This is a genomic window from Sphingopyxis sp. 550A (assembly GCF_053569535.1).
On sequence record NZ_CM131615.1, the window covers coordinates 551,545 to 570,264 of the forward strand.

The following is an 18,720-nucleotide window of genomic DNA, read 5'->3' on the forward strand; positions in this document are numbered from 1 at the left end:
TCAGGGCTCTAGGCGTATCCGACCCACCCCCGCCAGGTGAAAGCGGTGTAAAAGGGCTCGACGCCGGTGAAACCGGCGGCGCGCAGCACCGCTTCATCCTCTTCGGGGCTCAGCATGGCGACATGGGTGGCGACGGCCTCGCGCCCCTTGGCGACCTGTTCGGGGTCGCCGCCCGACGCGATGGCATAGGCGGCATAGCGATCGAGCCAGCGGTCGCGCTCGCCCGGTCCTTGCGGAAAGCTGCCGTGCGCGGCGACGAAGGGCGCGCCGGGTTTCAGGCGGCGGCGGATTTCCGCCGCGGTCCGCGTGCGCTCCGCCCGGTCGAGAAAATGCAGGGTGAGGAGGCAGGTCGCGCCGTCGAAGGGGCCGGCGGGCGCGTCGTCGATATAGCCTTCGACCAGATCGGCGCGGCCGACATCGGGCCCGAGCACCTGGGCCGCAAGGTCCAGCATCGGGCCGGCGGGATCGACGCCGGTGAAGCGCCAGGCGGGATACGCGTCGGCCATCGCCTTCATCTCGCTGCCGCCGCCCGCGCCGAGAACGAGGATATGGGCGTCTGCGGGCACGCGCTCGGCGAGCAGCAGCCCGGTCATGCGGTGGAGGCCGTTGAGGCCGGGGACGAAGCGTCGCGGTCCTTCGGCATAGCGCGCGACCGCGGCCGGATCCCTGAAGCTGTCGAGGAAATGCTGCGCGCCTTCAGCCATGACCATGCTCCTGTGCAGATATGGTGCGCGCCGCCATGCGCGCGTGAAAATCGGCCGCGAGCGTCGCGAGCGTCACTTGCCCGAACCGGTCGAGCAGCAGCGCCTCGGCGTCGCGAAAGCTCGTGTCGAGCGCCGCGTTGACGGCCTGTTCGACGAGGCAGCCGGGCGCTTCGGTGCGGTTGCCCATCGCCATCAGATGGGGGCGGCCGATCGCGTCATAGACATCGCGCATCGTGATTGCAGCCAGATTGCGCGCGATCGTCCAGCCGCCCCCATGGCCCTTTTCCGACCGGACGAAGCCGGCCTCGCGCAGGCCCGCCAATATGCGGCGGATCACGACGGGGTTGGTCTGCATCGCCTTTGCGAGGCTTTCGGAGGTTGCGGGGCGGCCAGCCTCGGCCATGTGGAGAAGGACGTGGAGCACGCCCGATAATCGGCTGTCGCGTTTCATGTAACTTTATATATTACATGAATGTGGAAAATCAAGGTCCGTCGCGATGGAAGCGGAAGACACCGCTCGGCTTCGTCGCTCCGCCGGTCTCGGCGACCTCGTAGCGGGCGATTTCGTCGAGACGCGCGAGCGGCAGCGGACGGCGCCACGGATCGCCGACGAGCGCGTCGATGCCGCGATCGAGACAGCGGTCGAGAAAGGCGGTGACGGTTTCCACGAGTTCGTCCGAATAGAAGAGGTCGCCGACCAGCACCGTGTCGACATCGGGGACGTCGAGCGCGGCGACGTCCGCCGCGCGAACGTCGATCCTGACATCGTTGAGCGCGAGCGCTGCCAGGGCGTGGCGGTCGGGCTCGACGGCGATCGCCTGCGCCGCGCCGGCCTTGGCGGCGGCGATCGCGACCAGCCCCGATCCGGCGCCGAGCTCGAGGACGCGGCGCCCCGCGACGACGTCGGGATGATCGAGGACATGGCGCGCAAGCGCGAGCCCGCCGGCCCAATGATGCGCCCAATAGGGCGGCGGCCCGTCGCCGTCCGCCGCGAGGCGTCCGACGCGGCTCGACGGCACCGCCTTGTGCAGGCGGATTTCGGCGATGCCGGGAACCGGCAGCACGGGCAGGTTGGCGCGGATGAAGGCGGCGGCGTCGGAAAGGGCCATGCGCCGGATTTAGCGCCTTCGCGAGCCGACCCGCCAGCCCGATTCCCGCCGATGGTTGATCGAACCCCGCAAAGCTGATAGGCGCGGCGGCGATGACCAACGACCGATCCCTTCGATTCAAGGCGTATTGGCGCTCCTTTATCTAGGAGCGGCATGGCATCACCCTGTGACCATCGCCGCCGTGTTCGGACAGGCGAATGGTCATCATCACACCACCAACCCCCGGTCACGGCGTGCGCTTTTCAAGAAGACGCGACATGACCGATACTTTGCTTGCTTTATCGACCGACCATTGCCGCATCGCGCCGCTGCACGCTGACGACGCCGGAGCGCTTGCCGCGATCACCGACGAATCGGTGACCTCGCAAATCCATTTCCTGCCCGAGCCCTTCACCGAAAACGATGCGCGCGCCCTGATCGCGCGGTCGGGCGGCGGCGACGTCTTTCACGCGGTGCGCGACGGCAGCGGCGGCGGTCTGAGCGGAGTGATCGGCGTGCACCGCCGCGCGGGGCGCGAATATGAGATCGGTTACTGGTTCGCCGCCCGCGCGCGCGGCCGCGGCATCGCCACCGAGGCGGTGCGCGCCGTCGTCGATGCGCTCGCCGCGTCGCGGCCGGGTTGTGCGATCGTCGCCGAATGCCGTCCGGAGAATGAAAGGTCGCGCGCGCTGCTGCGCCGGGTCGGCTTCGTCTCGACCGGGCTCGCGGGGCGACGGCCGGGGCGGATGCTGCTGAGCTGGCGCGCGGCGCCGCTCGATCGCATCGACGTGTGCTGAGCGGCGCTCAGGCGGGCGGAGCGACCTCTTCGGTCAGCGCCTTGACGATCGCGGCGACCGAGGTGGGGGCATAGGCGAAGCCCATATGGCCGCAGTCGACCTCGATCCGCCGGTCGCTTTCGTGGGCGGACCCGCGCGCGCTGTTCACCGCGACGACCCCGTCGTGGCTCGACCAGAGCGCGAAGGTCGGCATCGCCGGGCGCGGCGCGGGGTGAAAGTCGATCGGCGGATTGTCGACCGGGTGGCGCGCGATCAGGTGATAGAGGCGCCACGCGCGATTGGCGCGGCGGCTGCCCGAAAAGGGCGAGCCGAGCGTGACGACGCGCGCGACCTTGCCCGGATGATGCTTGGCATATTCGCGCGCATAGATGCCGCCGAGGCTCCACCCGACGAGCGCGGGGGCGTGGCCGGTGCGGTCGATGATCCACTGCACACGGGTGTCGATGCGGTCGATGATGTCGGGGGTCGCGCCGCGGTTAAAGCCGAGACCCCAGGCATAGCAGCGGAACCCCGCGCGGCGCAGGTCGCCGCGCAGTGCCTTGGTCGCCCAGTCGCCCGACATAAAGCCGGGGAGCACCATCACCGGCGGATGCGCGCTGTCGGGATTGGGTTCGGGCGGCAGCGGACGGATGCGCCCACCGAGCGCGCGCAGTAGCCCCCCCGCCTCGCGCCACAGCAGCGCCAGAGGGGGCGGCGCATCGGGATCGGCGATGCGGGCGGGCCATTCGGCGCGCCGGGAAAGGAAAGCGCGAAGCATCGCGGGCCTATAACAGATTTTGCGTCCCCGCGAAGACGGGGTGCAGGCGGTTCAGCGCTTCGGGACGAGTTCGAGCAGCTTTCCGTCCCTGCCGTCGCTGAGCAGCCAGACCGATCCGTCCTCACGCACCTCGACCTCGCGGATGCGCTGACCGAAATCCCAGCGATCAGCCTTGTGGAGCGAGTCGCCGTCTATACTCATGCGGATCAGCCCCTCGCCCGACAGCGCGCCCATCAACAGGCTGTTCTTCCAGCCCGGATAAAGGTCGCCGCCATACCAAACAAGCCCAGCGGGCGAGATCGACGGGTTCCACCAGAGCTTCGGCGCGGCGAACTCCGGGCGCGTCGGGTGGTCGGGGATGTCCTTGCCGTCATAATGGTCGCCGTTCGAGACGATCGGATAGCCGTAATTGGCGCCGCGCTCGACCAGATTGACCTCGTCGCCGCCCTTTGGCCCCATCTCCTGCTGCCACAGTCTGCCGCTGCCATCGAAGGCCAGCCCGAGCAGGTTGCGATGGCCGAGCGACCAGATTTGCGCGGCGATGCCGCCCCTGTCGGCAAAGGGATTGTCGGCGGGCACGCTGCCGTCGGGTTTCAGGCGGATGACCTTGCCGAGATTCTTTCCCATGTCCTGCGCGGGATCGAACTTCTGCCGCTCGCCCGAGGTGATGAAGAGATATTGGCCGTCGGGCGAGAAGGCGAGGCGGTGCGAGAAATGGCCGCGGCCGGGAACTTTCGGATCCTGTTTCCAGATCACTTGCAACTCGTCGAGCCGCGGCGCCGCGCCCTGCACGAGCGTTGCCTTGCCGACGACCGCGCCGAAATTGTCGCCATCGCCCGACTCGACCCAGCTCAGATAGACGGTGCCGCTCGCCGCGAAATCGGGGGCGAGGATCACGTCGCCGAACCCTCCCTGACCGCCATAGGCGACCGTCGGCACGCCCGCGACGTCGAGCGCCGGGCCATTTTCCTGCCAGAGCTTGAGCTTGCCCGCCCGCTCGGTAACCAGCGCCTGCTTGCCGCCGGGGAGGAAGGTCATCGCCCAGGGCTCGTCGAACGAGGCGACTTCGCGCACCGTGAAAGGCGCATCGGCGAGCGGGGTCGCGGGCTGGGCGCCCGATGCATCGAGCGCGGCACTATCGGCAGCATTGCTCGCCGGGCCCGAGGAACAGGCAGCTACGACGATCGCGGCCGACAGGGCGAGGGCGGACAGGCTTTTCATGGGCGGGGCTCGCTTTGCTGGGGAGAGAGGCCAATGTGGCGCGCCCACGCCCGGATGTCGAGAGGCGCTCAGCCCCCCGATGCCTCGCGCCGCGCGGTGATTTCCTCGACACTGTCCATGATCGCGTCGATCGCTTCGCTCGCGGCGGGGGCATCGGCGCGCTTCTGTGCGAATTGTCCGCGCGCCATGATGTCCTCGAGCGCGGCGCGTGCGCGCGATACCCGGCTTTTCATCGTGCCGAGCGCGCAATCGCAGATCGCCGCCGCTTCCTCGTAGGCCAAGCCGCCGGCACCGACGAGGATCAGCGCCTCGCGCTGGTCCTGCGGCAATTCCATCAGCGCGCGCTGGAGGTCGGCCATCTCGCTCGCATCTTCCTGCCGGGCCGGGGTCGACAGCGTGCGCTCGACCGCACCCTCGTCATATTCGCCGTGGAATTTGTTGCGGCGCATCTGCGACAGGAAGGTGTTGCGCAGAATGACGAAGGTCCATGCCTTGATCGAGGTGCCCTTCTCGAACCGGTCGCGCGAGGCCCAAGCCTTGACCATCGTATCCTGCGTCAGGTCGTCGGCAAGGTCGGGGTTGCCCGACAGGCTGCGGCCATAGGCGCGAAGGTGCGGGATCACGCCCGCGAGCAACTGCTTGAACTCACTGTCCGAAAGCGAATTGTCGTCCTGCGGTGGCGGCGCCGTGTCGGTTCGGGCCATTATTGCTTCGGGCTTTTGCTGTCGAGCCGCGACAGAAGGTCGAGCATATGATCGGGCAATTGTTCGGCGACGATATTGCCATAGATCATGCGCAGCTTCGCGCCCACCGGTTCGGGAGCCTGCCGCCCGGTGAGCGTGCGATGCCACTGGTCGCTGCCGCTGCCGGGAAAGCTGCCGTTCGCCCGGCGCGGCGCATCGGATACGGGCGGATGCCGGTCCGCGCCATTGATGCCATTGTTGCCGTGCGTTGCCATGCCGAAGCAACGACAGACTTGGCCGCGGGTTCCCGCGGCTCGTCGATTTTTGTCGCCGACTGTGGCGCGAAAGGCACATCGGCGACACGCGGCCAATATGAAAGCATATGAGTTACTTAGGGTTTTCAAGCCTTGCATCGGGCGCTAAGCCTGTGCTTCATTCCGCTATTGGTTCCGGCCCCTGCAACGAAAGCCCTTTTATCAGCGACGAATCCGCCCGCCCTCTCGACGATGTCAGCTTCAAGAACGAACTGGCGGCGATGTTGCCTCATCTGCGCGCTTTCGGTCGCAGCCTGACCGGCAATGCGGACCTTGCCGACGATCTGGTTCAGGAAACGATGCTGAAGGCGTGGAAGGCGCGCGCCTCCTATATTCCCGGCGGGTCGAGCATGAAGAGCTGGGCCTTCGTCATTCTGCGCAACTGCTTTTTGTCGCAGATGCGGCGGCGGAAATTCACCGCCGACTATGATGAACTCGCCGCCGAACGGCTGCTCGTCGCGCCCGACGATCAGGCCGACAGCCTGCACCTCGCCGACGTCCAGCGCGCGCTGATGTTGCTGCCGGTCGACCAGCGCGAGGCGCTGGTGCTGATCGGCGCGGGGCAGCTTTCCTACGAAGAGGGGGCGGAAATCTGCGGCTGCGCGGTCGGCACGATGAAGAGCCGGGTGTCGCGCGCGCGCGCCGCGTTGCACGCGATCCTCGAAAGCGGAGAGATGCCGCTGCGGAGCGAGACGACGCTGGCGCCGAGCGAAGCCTTCGCCGCGATCATGGGCGACGTCGATCAATTGACCGGCGGCGGCCCTTCGCCGGATTAGTTTAGCCTTCGTCGTCATCCCCGCGAAGGCGGGGATCCAGCTTCAACATCGCTTGACCGCACAGATGGCGACAGCGGGATTCCCGCCTTCGCGGGAATGACGAATATAGGGTGCGTTACGCCGCGAGCTGCGGTGTGAAAAGCAGGCTCTGGCTGATCGCCGCGCGCACCGTATTCTCGCGGAACGGCTTGGAGATCAGGAAGGTCGGCTCGACGCAATGGCCGGTCAGCAGCCGCTCGGGAAAGGCGGTGATGAAGATCGCCGGCACCGGCGCGACCGCCAATATGTCCTGAACCGCGTCGATCCCCGACGAGCCGTCGGCGAGCTGAATGTCGGCGAGGACGAGCCCCGCGTCGCTGTCCTCGAAAGCGGCGATCGCGTCGTCGTGTGTCGTGGCTATGCCCGCGACGTCGTGGCCAAGGCCGCGAACGATCTGTTCGAGCTCCATCGCGATCAGCGGTTCGTCCTCGATGATCAGAACCGAGGTGCGCGCTTCGCGGTCGATATCGCCCGCGGCTTCGCCGAGCAGCGTTTCGACCGTGGCGGCATCGGTGCCGGTGATCCGCGCGGTCTCGGCGACCGAAAAGCCTTCGAGCGCGGTGAGCAGCAGCATCTGCCGGCCGAGCGGCGTGATCCGCGCGAGGCGGCGGTTCGCGGCGCGAACGAGCGGATCCTCCTCGTCGTCGCCTTCGCCGTCGTCGAGGAAGGCGCTTTCCCAGATGCGGTGGAAATTGCGGTAGAGGTCGATGCGGGTGTCGGGGCCGGTGCGGAATTCGTCGGGGGCCGCGACGATCACCTCCAGCGTCGTGTGAACGAAATTGTCGCCATGCTGCTGGCTGCCGGTCAGCGCGCGCGCGTAGCGCCGCAGAAAGGGCAGATGTCCGCGGATTTCTTCTCCCAAGCTCATCATGATGCTCCCTCTTGTCAAAAGGGGATACGCGGGGCGCGCACATCGGGTTCCCGTCGGCAAGGCGTCCCGCTTTGCTGCAACTTGTTGGCGCGCAAAGCGTAGACTCTGCCGGGACGCGACCGAATTGGGCCTAAGGGAGCGGAATTGTTCCGTTTTTCCTGGGGTCGCCACAATGCTTTTTTAGGAACTCGATTCATGGCAGAGCGGCCCGGCGCGGATATCGGTGCAGCGACACCGGCGGGGACAGGAACAGGGGGGGTGGCCTTGGCGGACGGTGGGGAAGGCGATGCCACGCAGCGCGAGACGTGGCGACTCGATACCCTTCGCGAATATCGGCTGCTGGGGAGTGGCCGCGAGGTGGCATTCGACCGGGTTACCAAGCTGGTCGCCGACCTGTTCGATGCGCCAATCTCGCTCGTGACGCTCGTCGACGATTGCCGGCAATGGTTCAAGTCCGCGCACGGCCTCGACATCGAGGAGACGCCGCGCGACATCAGTTTCTGCCAGCATGTGGTGACCGGCGATGCCCCCTTGATCGTTACTGACGCCCGCGCCGACGATCGCTTTAGCGACAATATATTGGTGACGGGGGAGCCCTTCATCCGCTTTTACGCGGGCGTGCCGCTGCGCGCCTATAATGGCGCGGTGCTTGGCACCCTCTGCATCATCGATCGCCGCGAGCGCGCGCTTCTGGAAGACCGCGAGCTTGAGCGGCTCGAGGATTTCGCGGCGATCATCATGGCCGAGGCCGATCTGCGCCGCATCGTCGTCGAGCGAGACGAGGCGCGCCGCACGCTCGAGCGCGCGCTCGACTATTCGGGAATCGCGACATGGCGCTATGACTCGCGCACCGCGCTGGCGACGTGGCGCGGCGCGGTCGCGGACCTGTGGGGCGCCGACTGGGAAAGCGCGCTGTGCACCCGCGAAGGGATTTTCGAGCGCATCCACCCCGACGACCGCGAGCGGGTGCAGGCGGCGATCGACGAGGCGGTGGCAAGCGGCACGCCCTATGCGGTCGAGCATCGCATCGTTCATCCCGAGCGCGGGGTGCGCTGGCTGGGCATCCGCGGCGACTGGGACGTGCACAATGACGACGCGGTATTGACCGGCATCAGCATCGACATCACCGAGCAGAAGAGCCGGCAGGAAAACGCCAATCTGCTGATGCGCGAACTGCACCACCGGATGCGCAACCTGTTCGCGACGGTCAGCGCGATCATCTCCCTGACGCGGCACGCGGCGCGCGACGTCGACGATTATGTCGAGCGGATCAGCAGCCGCCTCGACGCGCTCAACCGCGCGCAGAATGTGCTGCTCGGGGCGAATTTCATGACCGGATCGATGCATGCGCTGATGCGCGAGGTCGAGGCGAGCTTTCCGCGCATCCGCTGGTCGGGGCCCGACCTGCTGCTTCCGGAAAATGCGCTGGTCGCGATGGCGCTGCTGTTCAACGAACTGGCGACGAATGCGGCCAAGCATGGCGCGCTGACCGGCCCCGAAGGTCAGGTCGAGGTGACATGGACGCAAGATCCCGAAGGAAGCGAGCCGCGGCTGTTCCGTCTCACCTGGACCGAAAGCGGCGGCGCTCCCGTCGTCGGCCCGCCCGAGCGGACGAGTTTCGGCACGCTGCTGATGGAACGCAGCGTGCGCAACAATCTGGGCGGCACGATCGAGCGGCGCTGGGAGCCCGGCGGGCTGATCGTTGACGTCGCCCTGCCGGCGCGCTGGCGCGAGGCCTGAACCATCGAAGGGATTTGTTCCTTCTTTGTTCTTTGTGCTAAGCGGGCAAGATGACGACGCGTGTCAAACCCTGGCTCGAACCGCACCCGCATGGGCTCTATGTAAAGCCCGCCGACCTCTGGATCGATCCGTCGCGCCCGGTCGAGCGCGCTGCGGTAACGCACGGCCATGCCGATCATGCGCGCAGCGGCCATGGCGCGGTGTTCGCGACGCCCGAGACGCTCGCGATCATGGCGCTGCGCTACGGCGTCGACGCCGCAGCGAGTCATAATCAGGCTTTTCCCTATGGCGACGGCTTCGAGCGCGGCGGGGTGCGTTTCTCTTTCCACCCGGCGGGACATGTGCTCGGCAGCGCGCAGATAGCGATGGAGTATCGCGGCGAGCGGATCGTCGTCACCGGCGACTACAAGCGGCGGCCCGACCCGACCTGTGCGCCGTTCGAGATCGTGCCGTGCGACATCTTCATTACCGAGGCGACTTTCGGCCTGCCGGTGTTTCGCCACCCGCCGACTGCGGACGAGATTGCCAAGCTGATCGGCGCGGTGCGCGCCGAGCCCGACCGCTCGGTGCTCGTCGGCGCCTATGCGCTCGGCAAGGCGCAGCGGGTGATCGCCGAACTGCGCGCCGCCGGATGGAGCGCGCCCATCTATATTCACGGTGCGCTCGAACGCATGTGCGATCTTTATACGGCGCATGGCGTCGACCTCGGCGAGCTGCGGCTGGTGAGCGAGACGGACAAGGCCGAGACGGCGGGGCAGATCGTCCTCGCGCCGCCCTCGGCGCTGAACGACCGCTGGTCACGGCGTCTGCCCGATCCGGTCACCGCGATGGCGTCGGGCTGGATGCGCGTGCGCCAGCGCGCGAGGCAGCGGATGGTCGAACTGCCGCTCGTCATCTCGGACCATGCCGACTGGGACGAACTCACCGCTACGATTGCCGAGGTGAATCCCAAGGAAAGCTGGATCACCCACGGCAGCGAAGAGGGATTGCTGCGCTGGTGCGAGCTGACCCAGCGCAAGGCGCGCGCGCTGCACCTCGTCGGGCGCGATCTGGAGGAGGAGGCGTGAAGCGCTTCGCGGCCCTGATCGACCGGCTGATCTACACGCGCTCGCGCAATAGCAAGCTGGCGCTGATCGTCGATTACCTCCGGCATACCCCCGATCCCGACCGCGGCTGGGCGATCGCCGCGCTGACCGAAAGCCTCGACTTTCCGGCGGTGAAGGCGGGGACGGTGCGCGCCCTGCTCGGCGCGCGGGTGGATGAGCAATTGTTCCGCCTGTCGCGGCACTTCGTGGGGGATACGGCGGAGACGGCGGCGCTGCTGTGGCCGGATGCGGCGGCGCCGAAAGCCGATCTCAGCGTCACCGAAGCCGTCGGCGCTCTCTCTGCCGCGACGCGCAGCGATGCGCCCGCGGTCCTTGCGTCGTTGCTCGACCGGCTCGATGCCGACGGGCGCTATGCGCTGCTCAAGCTCGCGCTCGGCGGGATGCGCGTCGGCGTGTCGGCGCGGCTCGCGAAGCAGGCCTTCGCGCAGGCCTTCGCCGTGCCCGTCGACGATGTCGAGGAGCTGTGGCACGCGATCCCGCCGCCCTATGCGCCGCTCTTTGCATGGGGCGAGGGGAGGGCGCCGCGGCCCGATCTGGCCAACGTCGCCTTCTTCCGCCCCTTCATGCTCGCGCATCCGCTGGAGGGTGAAGCGGTCGACTTCGACAGTTTTGCGGCCGAATGGAAATGGGACGGCATCCGCGTCCAGATCGTGCGCGGGGGCGGCGAAACGCGCATCTACAGCCGGGGCGGCGAGGAGATCAGTGCTGCCTTTCCCGAGCTGGTCGCGGCCTTCGATCAGGATGCGGTGATCGACGGCGAATTGCTGGTGCGCGGTGATGCGCAGGGCGGGGCCGAGGGCGGCGCGGCGAGCTTCAACGCGCTCCAGCAGCGGCTCGGACGCAAGACGGTCTCGAAGAAGATGCTCGCCGACTACCCGGCCTTCGTGCGCGTCTACGACCTGCTCGCGGTCGACGGCAACGACCTGCGCGGCCTGCCGTGGAGCGAGCGGCGGCGGCAGTTGGAGGCGTTCGTGCCGCGCCTCGCCAACAGCCATTTCGACCTGTCGCAGGTGATCGAGGCGCGCGATTTCGATCATCTGGCCGAGCTTCGCGCCGGCGCGCGCGATGCCGCGATCGAGGGGGTGATGCTGAAGCGGCGCGACGCCCTCTATGTGGCGGGCCGCCGCGCCGGGCTCTGGTACAAGTGGAAGCGCGATCCGCTCGTCGCCGATTGCGTGATGATGTACGCGCAGCGCGGCAACGGGCGGCGCGCGAGCTTCTATTCCGACTATACTTTCGGCTGCTGGAGCGACGCGGGCGAATTGCTGCCGGTGGGCAAAGCCTATTCGGGCTTCACCGACGAGGAACTGAAATGGCTCGACAAATTCGTCCGCGACCACACGCTGAACCGCTTCGGCCCGGTGCGCGAGGTCGAGAAGTCGCTCGTGCTCGAAGTCGCCTTCGATTCGATCCATGCGTCGAAGCGGCACAAGTCGGGATTGGCGATGCGCTTCCCACGCATCTCGCGCATCCGCCGCGACAAGCCCGCCGAAGAGGCCGACCGGATCGCGACGCTGCGCGCGATGGTGACGTGAGTTGAGGGTGGGGAAGGAAAAATTGCCTGCGCAGGGCTTGCAACCATCCGGCGAAGCGCCGAATTAAGGGCCTATCCAATCAGAAAATGGAGACTGCCATGACGATCGCTTTCCCGCCGCTGCCCTATGCCGAGGACGCGCTGGCGCCGCATATTTCGGCCGACACGCTCGCGACCCATCATGGCAAGCACCACAAGGCCTATATCGACAAGACCAACGCCGCGATCGAAGGCACCGAGCTTGCCGACAAGAGCCTCGAGGAAATCATCCACCACGCCGAGGGCGCGGGCAACAAGGGGCTGTTCAACAACAGCGCCCAGTCGTGGAACCACGCCTTCTACTGGAACAGCCTGTCGCCGAAGAAGAGCGCGCCGTCGGGCGATCTCGCCGCGGCGATCGACCGCGATTTCGGTTCGCTGGACGACCTCAAGAAGAAGCTGAAGGACACCGCGGTCAACCATTTCGCGTCGGGCTGGGCCTGGCTCGTCGCGAAGGACGGCAAGCTGTCGGTCACCGATACGCATGACGCCGGCACCGAAGTCACCGCGGGGATCAAGCCGCTGCTGGTGATCGACGTGTGGGAACATGCCTATTACATCGACCGCAAGAATCTGCGTCCCGCCTATGTCGACGCGGTGGTCGACGAGCTGCTTAACTGGGACTTCGCGGCCGAAAATCTCGCGCGCGATGGCGCCTGGACCTATCCGGGCTGACGAACCGATCCTCCCCGCCGCGAAGCGGTGGGGAGGGGGACCATCCGAAGGATGGTGGAGGGGTTACGGCGCCAGCGCTCTTGCCCCACCGTCAGCCCTGCGGGCTGCCACCTCCCCACGGCTTCGCCGCGGGGAGGATTTTTATTTCGGCGTTGCTGTCCCTATCGCCCCGGCGATGCGTCTTATATAGCGCCGCCATGACGATCAGCCTCTTCGAACTCTTCAAAATCGGTGTCGGACCTTCGAGCTCGCATACCGTCGGCCCGATGGTCGCCGCGCGGCGCTTCGCGGTCTGGCTGGACGAGCATGGCCTGCTCACGAAAACCGCGCATGTCGAGGCCGACCTCTACGGCTCGCTCGCGCTGACCGGCAAGGGGCACGCCGCCGACACCGCGGTTGTCGCGGGGCTCGCCGGCGAAATCCCGGCCTCGACCAGCTTCGCCGCGATCAAGGCGCATTGGGACCGCGCGACGAGCGAGGGCTTCCTTTATCTGCTCGGCCGCCAGCGCGTCCGGTTCCAGCCGGCCAGCGACCTGCATTTCCAGATGAAGCAGCGCCAGCCCTTCCACAGCAATGCGCTGAGCTTCACCGCGCGCGACGGCGACGGGGAAATCCTGGCGAAGCGCATGTATTTCTCGATCGGCGGCGGCTTCGTCGTCGACGAGGACGAGGCGGGACGCAACAGTCGCGGCGCCGAGGATGAGGTCGAGCTTCCCTTCCCCTTCACCTCGGGCGCCGACCTCATCGCAATGGGCGCTGCGTCGGGGAAGAGCTTTGCCGAGATGATGCTCGACAATGAGCTGGTTCACCGCAGCCTCGAACAGGTCGAGGCGGGGCTCGACGAAATCGCCGCGGCGATGGACGGCTCGATCGACGCGGGCTGTTCGAGCACCGGCGTCCTCCCCGGCGGGCTCAAGGTCAAGCGCCGCGCGCCGCAGATCGCCGCCGACATTCGCGAACGGCACGAGGCGAACCTGTCCGATCCGATGGCGATGATGGACTGGATCAACCTGTGGGCGATGGCGGTGAACGAGGAGAATGCCGCGGGCGGCAAGGTCGTCACCGCGCCGACGAACGGCGCGGCGGGGATCATCCCCGCGGTGATCCGCTACTACCGGCGCAGCTATCGCGGCAACGCTGCGGGCGTGCGCACCTTCCTGCTCGCCGCGGCCGCGGTCGGCGCGCTCTACAAGCGCAACGCCAGCATCTCGGGCGCCGAGGTCGGCTGTCAGGGCGAGGTCGGCGTCGCCTGCTCGATGGCGGCGGCGGGGCTGACCGCCGCACTCGGCGGCACCAACGCGCAGGTCGAGAACGCCGCCGAGATCGGCATGGAGCATAATCTGGGCCTCACCTGCGACCCGATCGGCGGGCTGGTGCAGATTCCGTGCATCGAGCGCAACGCGATGGGCGCGATCAAGGCGATCGACGCGAGCCGCATCGCGATGATCGGCGACGGCACCCATGTCGTCAGCCTCGACACGGTGATCGCGACGATGCTGCAGACGGGGCGCGATATGCGCGACAAATATAAGGAAACGTCGAAGGGCGGGCTGGCGGTTAGTGTCGTGGAGTGTTGAGGCAAACCATCACTGGCAAAACTAACTGAAAGACACACCCCGCCGCCTGTAAAAGCCTGCCCAGTCGGCCGGCTCAGGGTTTTGTTCGGCATAACGCCGCTTTGCGTCGAAATGTTTGCGAGCGAACCAGTCGTTGAATTCGACCATATACATTTCGCCGTCTCCCATGCGCCATCCAATGGAGCCTGCTTGAATATTGGGATGAGCTTTCCATGGAGGTATCATGGGATCGGAGTAGTTCAAATCGGGGCTGGCTTGCAACGGATCGAGGCGCGAGGAAAGTGTGACCTTGCTCTCATCGTCATCCCGGACTTGATCCGGGATCCATTGGTCCGGCGCTGGTTTGAATGGACCCCGAATCAAGTCCGGGGTGACGAAAGGGAGGGGGTGTGAGAGTTTCCATTCTCGTCACCCTGAACCCTTCGACAGGCTCAGGACAGGCTTGTTTCAGGGTCCATGGCCTGATCTGTCCTTCAACGCTGCGCTTTTTGTTTCGCACAAAGCCACAAAGCCACAAAGCCACGAAGAAGAAGGCTTGGGCCGACAGGTCCATTTCCCCATCAACGGTGCGGCTGGTCGCACGGTCACAAGAGAAAGCCGCTTCGCGGCCGACGCGACATCTTCGTGGCTTTGTGGCTTTGTGCGAAAAACAACTGGCACCGCCCTGACCGGATAGCGCCATGGATGCCGAAACGCGTTCAGCATGACGAAGTGGGAGAGGTGGGCGTCGCTCGCCCCGCCCAGAGCGCTAAAATTGGGCTTTCCTACATTATTTCGTGGACATAGCCTGCTTGCCATGACCGCCGCGATCCTGCCCGTCACGGCCCTGCGCCTCGCTCCCGGCTTTGGTCGCCGGGGAAGCGAAACAAGAGGGGTGCGTGGCGTGACCTTTGTGACCTTCCGAATAAAATCACGCCGAATTGCTATGCCGCCCGCGTCGCCGCACGCTCCGATCTTGCATTGCCGCCGCATTTGCCTGATTGGAGCGCCCGAGAAGGAGACCGCCCCATGAAGACCCGCGCCGCCGTTGCGTTCGAAGCGAAGAAGCCGCTCGAGATCGTCGAACTCGACCTCGAAGGCCCGAAGGCGGGCGAGGTGCTGGTCGAGATCATGGCGACGGGCATCTGCCACACCGATGCCTATACGCTCGACGGGTTCGACAGCGAGGGCATCTTCCCGAGCGTGCTGGGGCATGAGGGCGCAGGTATCGTGCGCGAGATCGGCGCGGGCGTCACAAGCGTGAAGCCCGGCGACCATGTGATCCCGCTCTACACCCCCGAATGCCGCCAGTGCAAAAGCTGCCTCAGCGGCAAGACCAACCTCTGCACCGCGATCCGCGCCACGCAGGGCAAGGGTCTGATGCCCGATGGCACGACGCGCTTCAGCTACAAGGGCCAGCCGATCTTCCACTATATGGGCTGTTCGACCTTCTCCAACTTCACCGTGCTGCCCGAGATCGCGGTCGCTAAGATCCGCGAGGACGCGCCCTTCCAGTCGAGCTGCTATATCGGTTGCGGCGTGACCACGGGGGTCGGTGCGGTGATCAATACCGCGAAGGTGCAGGTCGGCGACAATGTCGTGATCTTCGGGCTCGGCGGCATCGGCCTCAACGTGATCCAGGGCGCGCGGCTCGCCGGTGCGAACAAAATCATCGGGGTCGACATCAACCCCGACCGCGAGGAATGGGGCCGCAAGTTCGGCATGACCGACTTCCTCAACTCGAAGGGCATGAGCCGCGAGGATGTCGTCGCGGCGATCGTCCAGATGACCGACGGCGGCGCCGACTATACCTTCGACGCGACGGGCAATACCGAGGTGATGCGCATCGCGCTCGAAGCTTGCCACCGCGGTTGGGGCACCTCGATCATCATCGGCGTGGCCGAGGCGGGCAAGGAAATCGCCACGCGGCCGTTCCAGCTCGTCACCGGGCGCAACTGGCGCGGCACCGCCTTCGGCGGCGCCAAGGGCCGCACCGACGTGCCGAAGATCGTCGACATGTATATGCAGGGCAAGATCGAGATCGACCCGATGATCACCCACGTCATGGGCCTTGAAGACATCAACAAGGGCTTCGACCTGATGCACGCGGGTGAGAGCATCCGCAGCGTTGTGGTCTACTGAAGCGGAGGCACCCGAAATGTTCAGCCATGTGACACTGGGAGCGAACGATATCGCCGCGACCAAGAATTTCTACGACGCGGTGCTCGGAACGCTCGGCGTGCCCGAAGGACGGATCGACGAACGCGGACGGCTGATCTACGCTCACGACGGCGGGCGGTTGCTCATTACGCAGCCCGTTAATGGCGGGACGGCAGCGTGCGGCAACGGCCATACGCTGGGTCTGCTCGCCGCATCGCCCGAGGCGGTCGACGCGTGGCACGCTGCGGGCCTCGCGAATGGCGGCGCCACTGCCGAGGATCCGCCGGGGATTCGTCAGGCGACCGAGGGGCGTGTGCTCTATCTCGCCTATCTGCGCGATCCCGCCGGGAACAAGCTCTGCGCTTTCCACAAGATTTCGGGCTGACATGGGTTCGACCGCTGCCGCGCGCTATATCCTGACGCTGGCGTGCGAGGACAAGGTCGGCATCGTTGCCGCGGTGACGGGGCTGCTTGCGGATGCCGACGGCTTCATCCTCGACAGCCAGCAATATGCCGACCTCGATTCGGGCCGCTTCTTCATGCGCGTCGAGTTCCGCGGCGCGGGGCCGCGCTTTCCCGAGGGGCTGGCCGCGGTGCAGGCGGCCTTCGCGCCGATCGTCGCGCGCTTCGAAATGGATGCACGGATCAGCGACCGCGCCGCGAAGCCGCGCTTCGTGATCGCGGTATCGCAGGGCAGCCACTGCCTCAACGATCTGCTCCATCGCTGGTCGACCGGCAATCTCGCGATCGACATCGTCGGCGTCGTCTCGAACCACGAGGCGCAGCGGCGCCTGTCGGAATGGCATGGCGTGCCGTTCCACTATCTGCCGGTGAGCGACGCCAACCGCGCCGAGCAGGAAGCGGCGATCCTCGACCTGATGGCGCGGGGCGGGACCGACTATCTGGTGCTCGCGCGCTATATGCAGGTGCTTTCGGCCGATCTCAGCGCGAAGCTCGCGGGGCGCTGCATCAACATCCACCACAGCTTCCTGCCGGGCTTCAAGGGCGCCAAACCCTATCACCGCGCGCACGAGCGCGGGGTCAAGCTGATCGGCGCGACCGCGCATTTCGTCACCGGCGACCTCGACGAGGGGCCGATCATCGAACAGGCGGTCGAGCGCGTCGATCATCGCCAGTCGGTCGACGATCTGATCCGTACCGGCCGTGATATCGAGGCACAGGTGCTCGCGCGCGCGGTGCGCTGGGTCGCCGAGCAGCGGGTGCTGATCGACGGACGCAAGACGGTGGTTTTCCGCTAGGACCGGTCGCGCCGCTTTCGGGTTCGTCACTTTCGGGGAATGCTGAGCGGAATGGCGGCTGGCTCTGATCGGCGACGCAGGGTAGGTATCGATTCGCAACCAGAATCAGGAGGAGCGGAAACATGTATAGTCACAATATGGTCGGGTCGAACGACATGGAGGCGTCGAAGAAATTCTACGACGCGACCTTTCAGGCGATCGGCGGCAAGCCGGGGATTCAGGACGAGAAAGGCCGGCTCATCTATATGCATAACGGCGGGCTGTTCCTGGTGACCGCGCCGATCGACGGCCAGCCGGCGACCGCGGGCAACGGCTGCACCATCGGCATCGCGATGGCGAACCCCGAACAGGCCGACGCGTGGCACGCGGCGGGCGTCGAGGCCGGCGGCACCGCGATCGAAGACCCGCCGGGCGTGCGCGAGGGCAATGGCATGAAGATGTATCTGGCCTATCTGCGCGATCCCGCGGGCAACAAGCTCTGCGCTCTGCACCGGATGTAAGGATGGCGATGCGCGGCGAAGCGGGCTTGATGGCGGACCTCGATGCGCTTGCCGTTCCTTTCGCCGCGCATGAGCATGTCGCGGTGTTCACCGTCGCCGAGAGCGACGGGGTGAACGCCGCGATACCGGGCGCGCATACCAAGAATCTGTTTCTGAAGGACAGTGGCGGCGCCTTTTGGCTGGTCACCGTGCCCGGCGAGGCGCGTGTCGACCTCAAAGCCCTGCCCGCAGCGATCGGCAGCAAGCGCGTGAGCTTCGGCAAGGCCGAGGATATGGACCGGCTGCTCGGCATCGCGCCGGGATCGGTCACGCCGCTCGCCGCGATCAACGCGCCGCCCGGCAGCATCACGATCGTCCTCGACGCAGGACTCGCGGAGGCCGGCCGGGTGAATGTCCATCCGCTTCGCAACACCGCGACGATCAGCCTCTCGGGCGCGGTGATCCTCGATCTGCTACGCCGCTGGGGACATGATCCCGTTGTTGCAGGCGTCCCTTTGCTTACCGAATAGACTGACTTAAGGGATTTCGTGTCGTTATAGGGGGAATACGACGATGCGCTGGATGATGCTCGCTCTTTGCTTGATAGCCTTGCCTGTGGCCGCGAAGGACAGGCCACGGAAGGTAGTGACGATCGTCAAGATCGAGGGCGCGTCATACAAGGTGCGTCAACGAGGCAACGAGGCCACGGTGGCACGCCAGTCTGTCGCGGTGAATGCCAACGCGATTCACTTCGCACGGGCAAAGCGCGCAGCGGAAATCGCGTCCGGATGCAGCGTGGCAGAAACTTATCCTGTTTTTGCAATGCTTAACGTTATTTTGGATTGCAGTAAGGCTTCTGCACCGGCCGAGCCTGGTGTGGAGGTTTCCCGCAACGAGTGATGCACTTTCTCTTGGAACAACT

Annotated in this window: 21 protein-coding genes; 13 read left to right on the forward strand and 8 right to left on the reverse strand. The window is 66.2% G+C overall.

Features of this window, described 5'->3' with window-relative positions; all coding sequences use genetic code 11:
• Positions 1 to 8: 8 nt before the first annotated feature.
• Genes ACVENA_RS02785 through ACVENA_RS02795 form a run of 3 tightly spaced genes read right to left on the reverse strand, consistent with a single transcriptional unit; the run spans position 9 to position 1,813 of the window.
• Positions 9 to 704, reverse strand: coding sequence for a class I SAM-dependent methyltransferase (locus tag ACVENA_RS02785; RefSeq protein WP_449327552.1), 696 nt, complete (start codon positions 702 to 704; stop codon positions 9 to 11).
• Complete coding sequence (locus ACVENA_RS02790) at positions 697 to 1,155, reverse strand: Rrf2 family transcriptional regulator (RefSeq protein ID WP_449327553.1); 459 nt, start codon at positions 1,153 to 1,155, stop codon at positions 697 to 699. The genes ACVENA_RS02785 and ACVENA_RS02790 overlap by 8 nt, the downstream gene beginning before the upstream one ends.
• 31 nt (positions 1,156 to 1,186) lie before the next feature.
• Positions 1,187 to 1,813, reverse strand: coding sequence for a class I SAM-dependent methyltransferase (locus tag ACVENA_RS02795; protein WP_449327554.1), 627 nt, complete (start codon positions 1,811 to 1,813; stop codon positions 1,187 to 1,189).
• A 257-nt stretch (positions 1,814 to 2,070) separates the two neighbouring features.
• Between ACVENA_RS02795 and ACVENA_RS02800 the strand changes: the two genes are divergently transcribed.
• On the forward strand, positions 2,071 to 2,589 hold the full coding sequence (locus ACVENA_RS02800) for a GNAT family N-acetyltransferase (protein WP_329627340.1): 519 nt from the start codon (positions 2,071 to 2,073) through the stop codon (positions 2,587 to 2,589).
• A gap of 7 nt (positions 2,590 to 2,596) precedes the next feature.
• Here ACVENA_RS02800 and ACVENA_RS02805 read toward each other — a convergent pair whose 3' ends face one another.
• The 4 genes from ACVENA_RS02805 to ACVENA_RS02820 all read right to left on the reverse strand — a co-directional run bounded on the left by ACVENA_RS02805 (position 2,597) and on the right by ACVENA_RS02820 (position 5,525).
• Complete coding sequence (locus tag ACVENA_RS02805; RefSeq protein WP_449327555.1) at positions 2,597 to 3,346, reverse strand: esterase/lipase family protein; 750 nt, start codon at positions 3,344 to 3,346, stop codon at positions 2,597 to 2,599.
• Between the two features lie 51 nt (positions 3,347 to 3,397).
• On the reverse strand, positions 3,398 to 4,567 hold the full coding sequence (locus ACVENA_RS02810) for a PQQ-dependent sugar dehydrogenase (RefSeq protein WP_449327556.1): 1,170 nt from the start codon (positions 4,565 to 4,567) through the stop codon (positions 3,398 to 3,400).
• A gap of 68 nt (positions 4,568 to 4,635) precedes the next feature.
• Positions 4,636 to 5,271, reverse strand: a complete 636-nt coding sequence (locus ACVENA_RS02815; RefSeq protein WP_449327557.1) for a sigma-70 family RNA polymerase sigma factor — start codon at positions 5,269 to 5,271, stop codon at positions 4,636 to 4,638.
• A complete protein-coding gene (locus ACVENA_RS02820) occupies positions 5,271 to 5,525 on the reverse strand; it encodes a NepR family anti-sigma factor (RefSeq protein ID WP_257547993.1) in 255 nt (84 codons plus the stop codon). The genes ACVENA_RS02815 and ACVENA_RS02820 overlap by 1 nt, the downstream gene beginning before the upstream one ends.
• A 260-nt stretch (positions 5,526 to 5,785) precedes the next feature.
• On the opposite strand from ACVENA_RS02820, the gene ACVENA_RS02825 reads away from it, so the two are divergent.
• Positions 5,786 to 6,340 (forward strand): sigma-70 family RNA polymerase sigma factor, encoded by a 555-nt coding sequence (locus ACVENA_RS02825; RefSeq protein ID WP_449327558.1) that lies wholly within the window; start codon positions 5,786 to 5,788, stop codon positions 6,338 to 6,340.
• A gap of 115 nt (positions 6,341 to 6,455) precedes the next feature.
• Here ACVENA_RS02825 and ACVENA_RS02830 read toward each other — a convergent pair whose 3' ends face one another.
• Positions 6,456 to 7,247, reverse strand: a complete 792-nt coding sequence (locus tag ACVENA_RS02830) for a response regulator (RefSeq protein WP_257547996.1) — start codon at positions 7,245 to 7,247, stop codon at positions 6,456 to 6,458.
• A 261-nt stretch (positions 7,248 to 7,508) separates the two neighbouring features.
• On the opposite strand from ACVENA_RS02830, the gene ACVENA_RS02835 reads away from it, so the two are divergent.
• The 11 genes from ACVENA_RS02835 to ACVENA_RS02885 all read left to right on the forward strand — a co-directional run bounded on the left by ACVENA_RS02835 (position 7,509) and on the right by ACVENA_RS02885 (position 18,698).
• A complete protein-coding gene (locus ACVENA_RS02835) occupies positions 7,509 to 8,990 on the forward strand; it encodes a GAF domain-containing protein (protein WP_449327559.1) in 1,482 nt (493 codons plus the stop codon).
• A gap of 50 nt (positions 8,991 to 9,040) precedes the next feature.
• Complete coding sequence (locus ACVENA_RS02840; RefSeq protein WP_449327560.1) at positions 9,041 to 10,057, forward strand: ligase-associated DNA damage response exonuclease; 1,017 nt, start codon at positions 9,041 to 9,043, stop codon at positions 10,055 to 10,057.
• Positions 10,054 to 11,631, forward strand: coding sequence for a cisplatin damage response ATP-dependent DNA ligase (locus tag ACVENA_RS02845; RefSeq protein WP_449327561.1), 1,578 nt, complete (start codon positions 10,054 to 10,056; stop codon positions 11,629 to 11,631). The genes ACVENA_RS02840 and ACVENA_RS02845 overlap by 4 nt, the downstream gene beginning before the upstream one ends.
• A gap of 98 nt (positions 11,632 to 11,729) precedes the next feature.
• Positions 11,730 to 12,344, forward strand: coding sequence for a superoxide dismutase (locus tag ACVENA_RS02850; RefSeq protein ID WP_449327562.1), 615 nt, complete (start codon positions 11,730 to 11,732; stop codon positions 12,342 to 12,344).
• A 197-nt stretch (positions 12,345 to 12,541) separates the two neighbouring features.
• Complete coding sequence (locus tag ACVENA_RS02855; protein ID WP_449327563.1) at positions 12,542 to 13,921, forward strand: L-serine ammonia-lyase; 1,380 nt, start codon at positions 12,542 to 12,544, stop codon at positions 13,919 to 13,921.
• 1,008 nt (positions 13,922 to 14,929) lie between these two features.
• Positions 14,930 to 16,042 (forward strand): S-(hydroxymethyl)glutathione dehydrogenase/class III alcohol dehydrogenase, encoded by a 1,113-nt coding sequence (locus tag ACVENA_RS02860; protein ID WP_449327564.1) that lies wholly within the window; start codon positions 14,930 to 14,932, stop codon positions 16,040 to 16,042.
• A gap of 16 nt (positions 16,043 to 16,058) precedes the next feature.
• Complete coding sequence (locus ACVENA_RS02865; RefSeq protein WP_257548007.1) at positions 16,059 to 16,445, forward strand: VOC family protein; 387 nt, start codon at positions 16,059 to 16,061, stop codon at positions 16,443 to 16,445.
• Between the two features lies 1 nt (position 16,446).
• Positions 16,447 to 17,319 (forward strand): formyltetrahydrofolate deformylase, encoded by an 873-nt coding sequence (gene purU, locus ACVENA_RS02870; protein ID WP_449327565.1) that lies wholly within the window; start codon positions 16,447 to 16,449, stop codon positions 17,317 to 17,319.
• Positions 17,320 to 17,441: 122 nt separating this feature from the next.
• Positions 17,442 to 17,819 (forward strand): VOC family protein, encoded by a 378-nt coding sequence (locus tag ACVENA_RS02875; protein WP_257548009.1) that lies wholly within the window; start codon positions 17,442 to 17,444, stop codon positions 17,817 to 17,819.
• 2 nt (positions 17,820 to 17,821) lie between these two features.
• A complete protein-coding gene (locus ACVENA_RS02880; RefSeq protein ID WP_449327566.1) occupies positions 17,822 to 18,328 on the forward strand; it encodes a prolyl-tRNA synthetase associated domain-containing protein in 507 nt (168 codons plus the stop codon).
• Positions 18,329 to 18,371: 43 nt separating this feature from the next.
• Positions 18,372 to 18,698, forward strand: coding sequence for a hypothetical protein (locus tag ACVENA_RS02885; protein WP_449327567.1), 327 nt, complete (start codon positions 18,372 to 18,374; stop codon positions 18,696 to 18,698).
• Positions 18,699 to 18,720 lie beyond the last annotated feature (22 nt).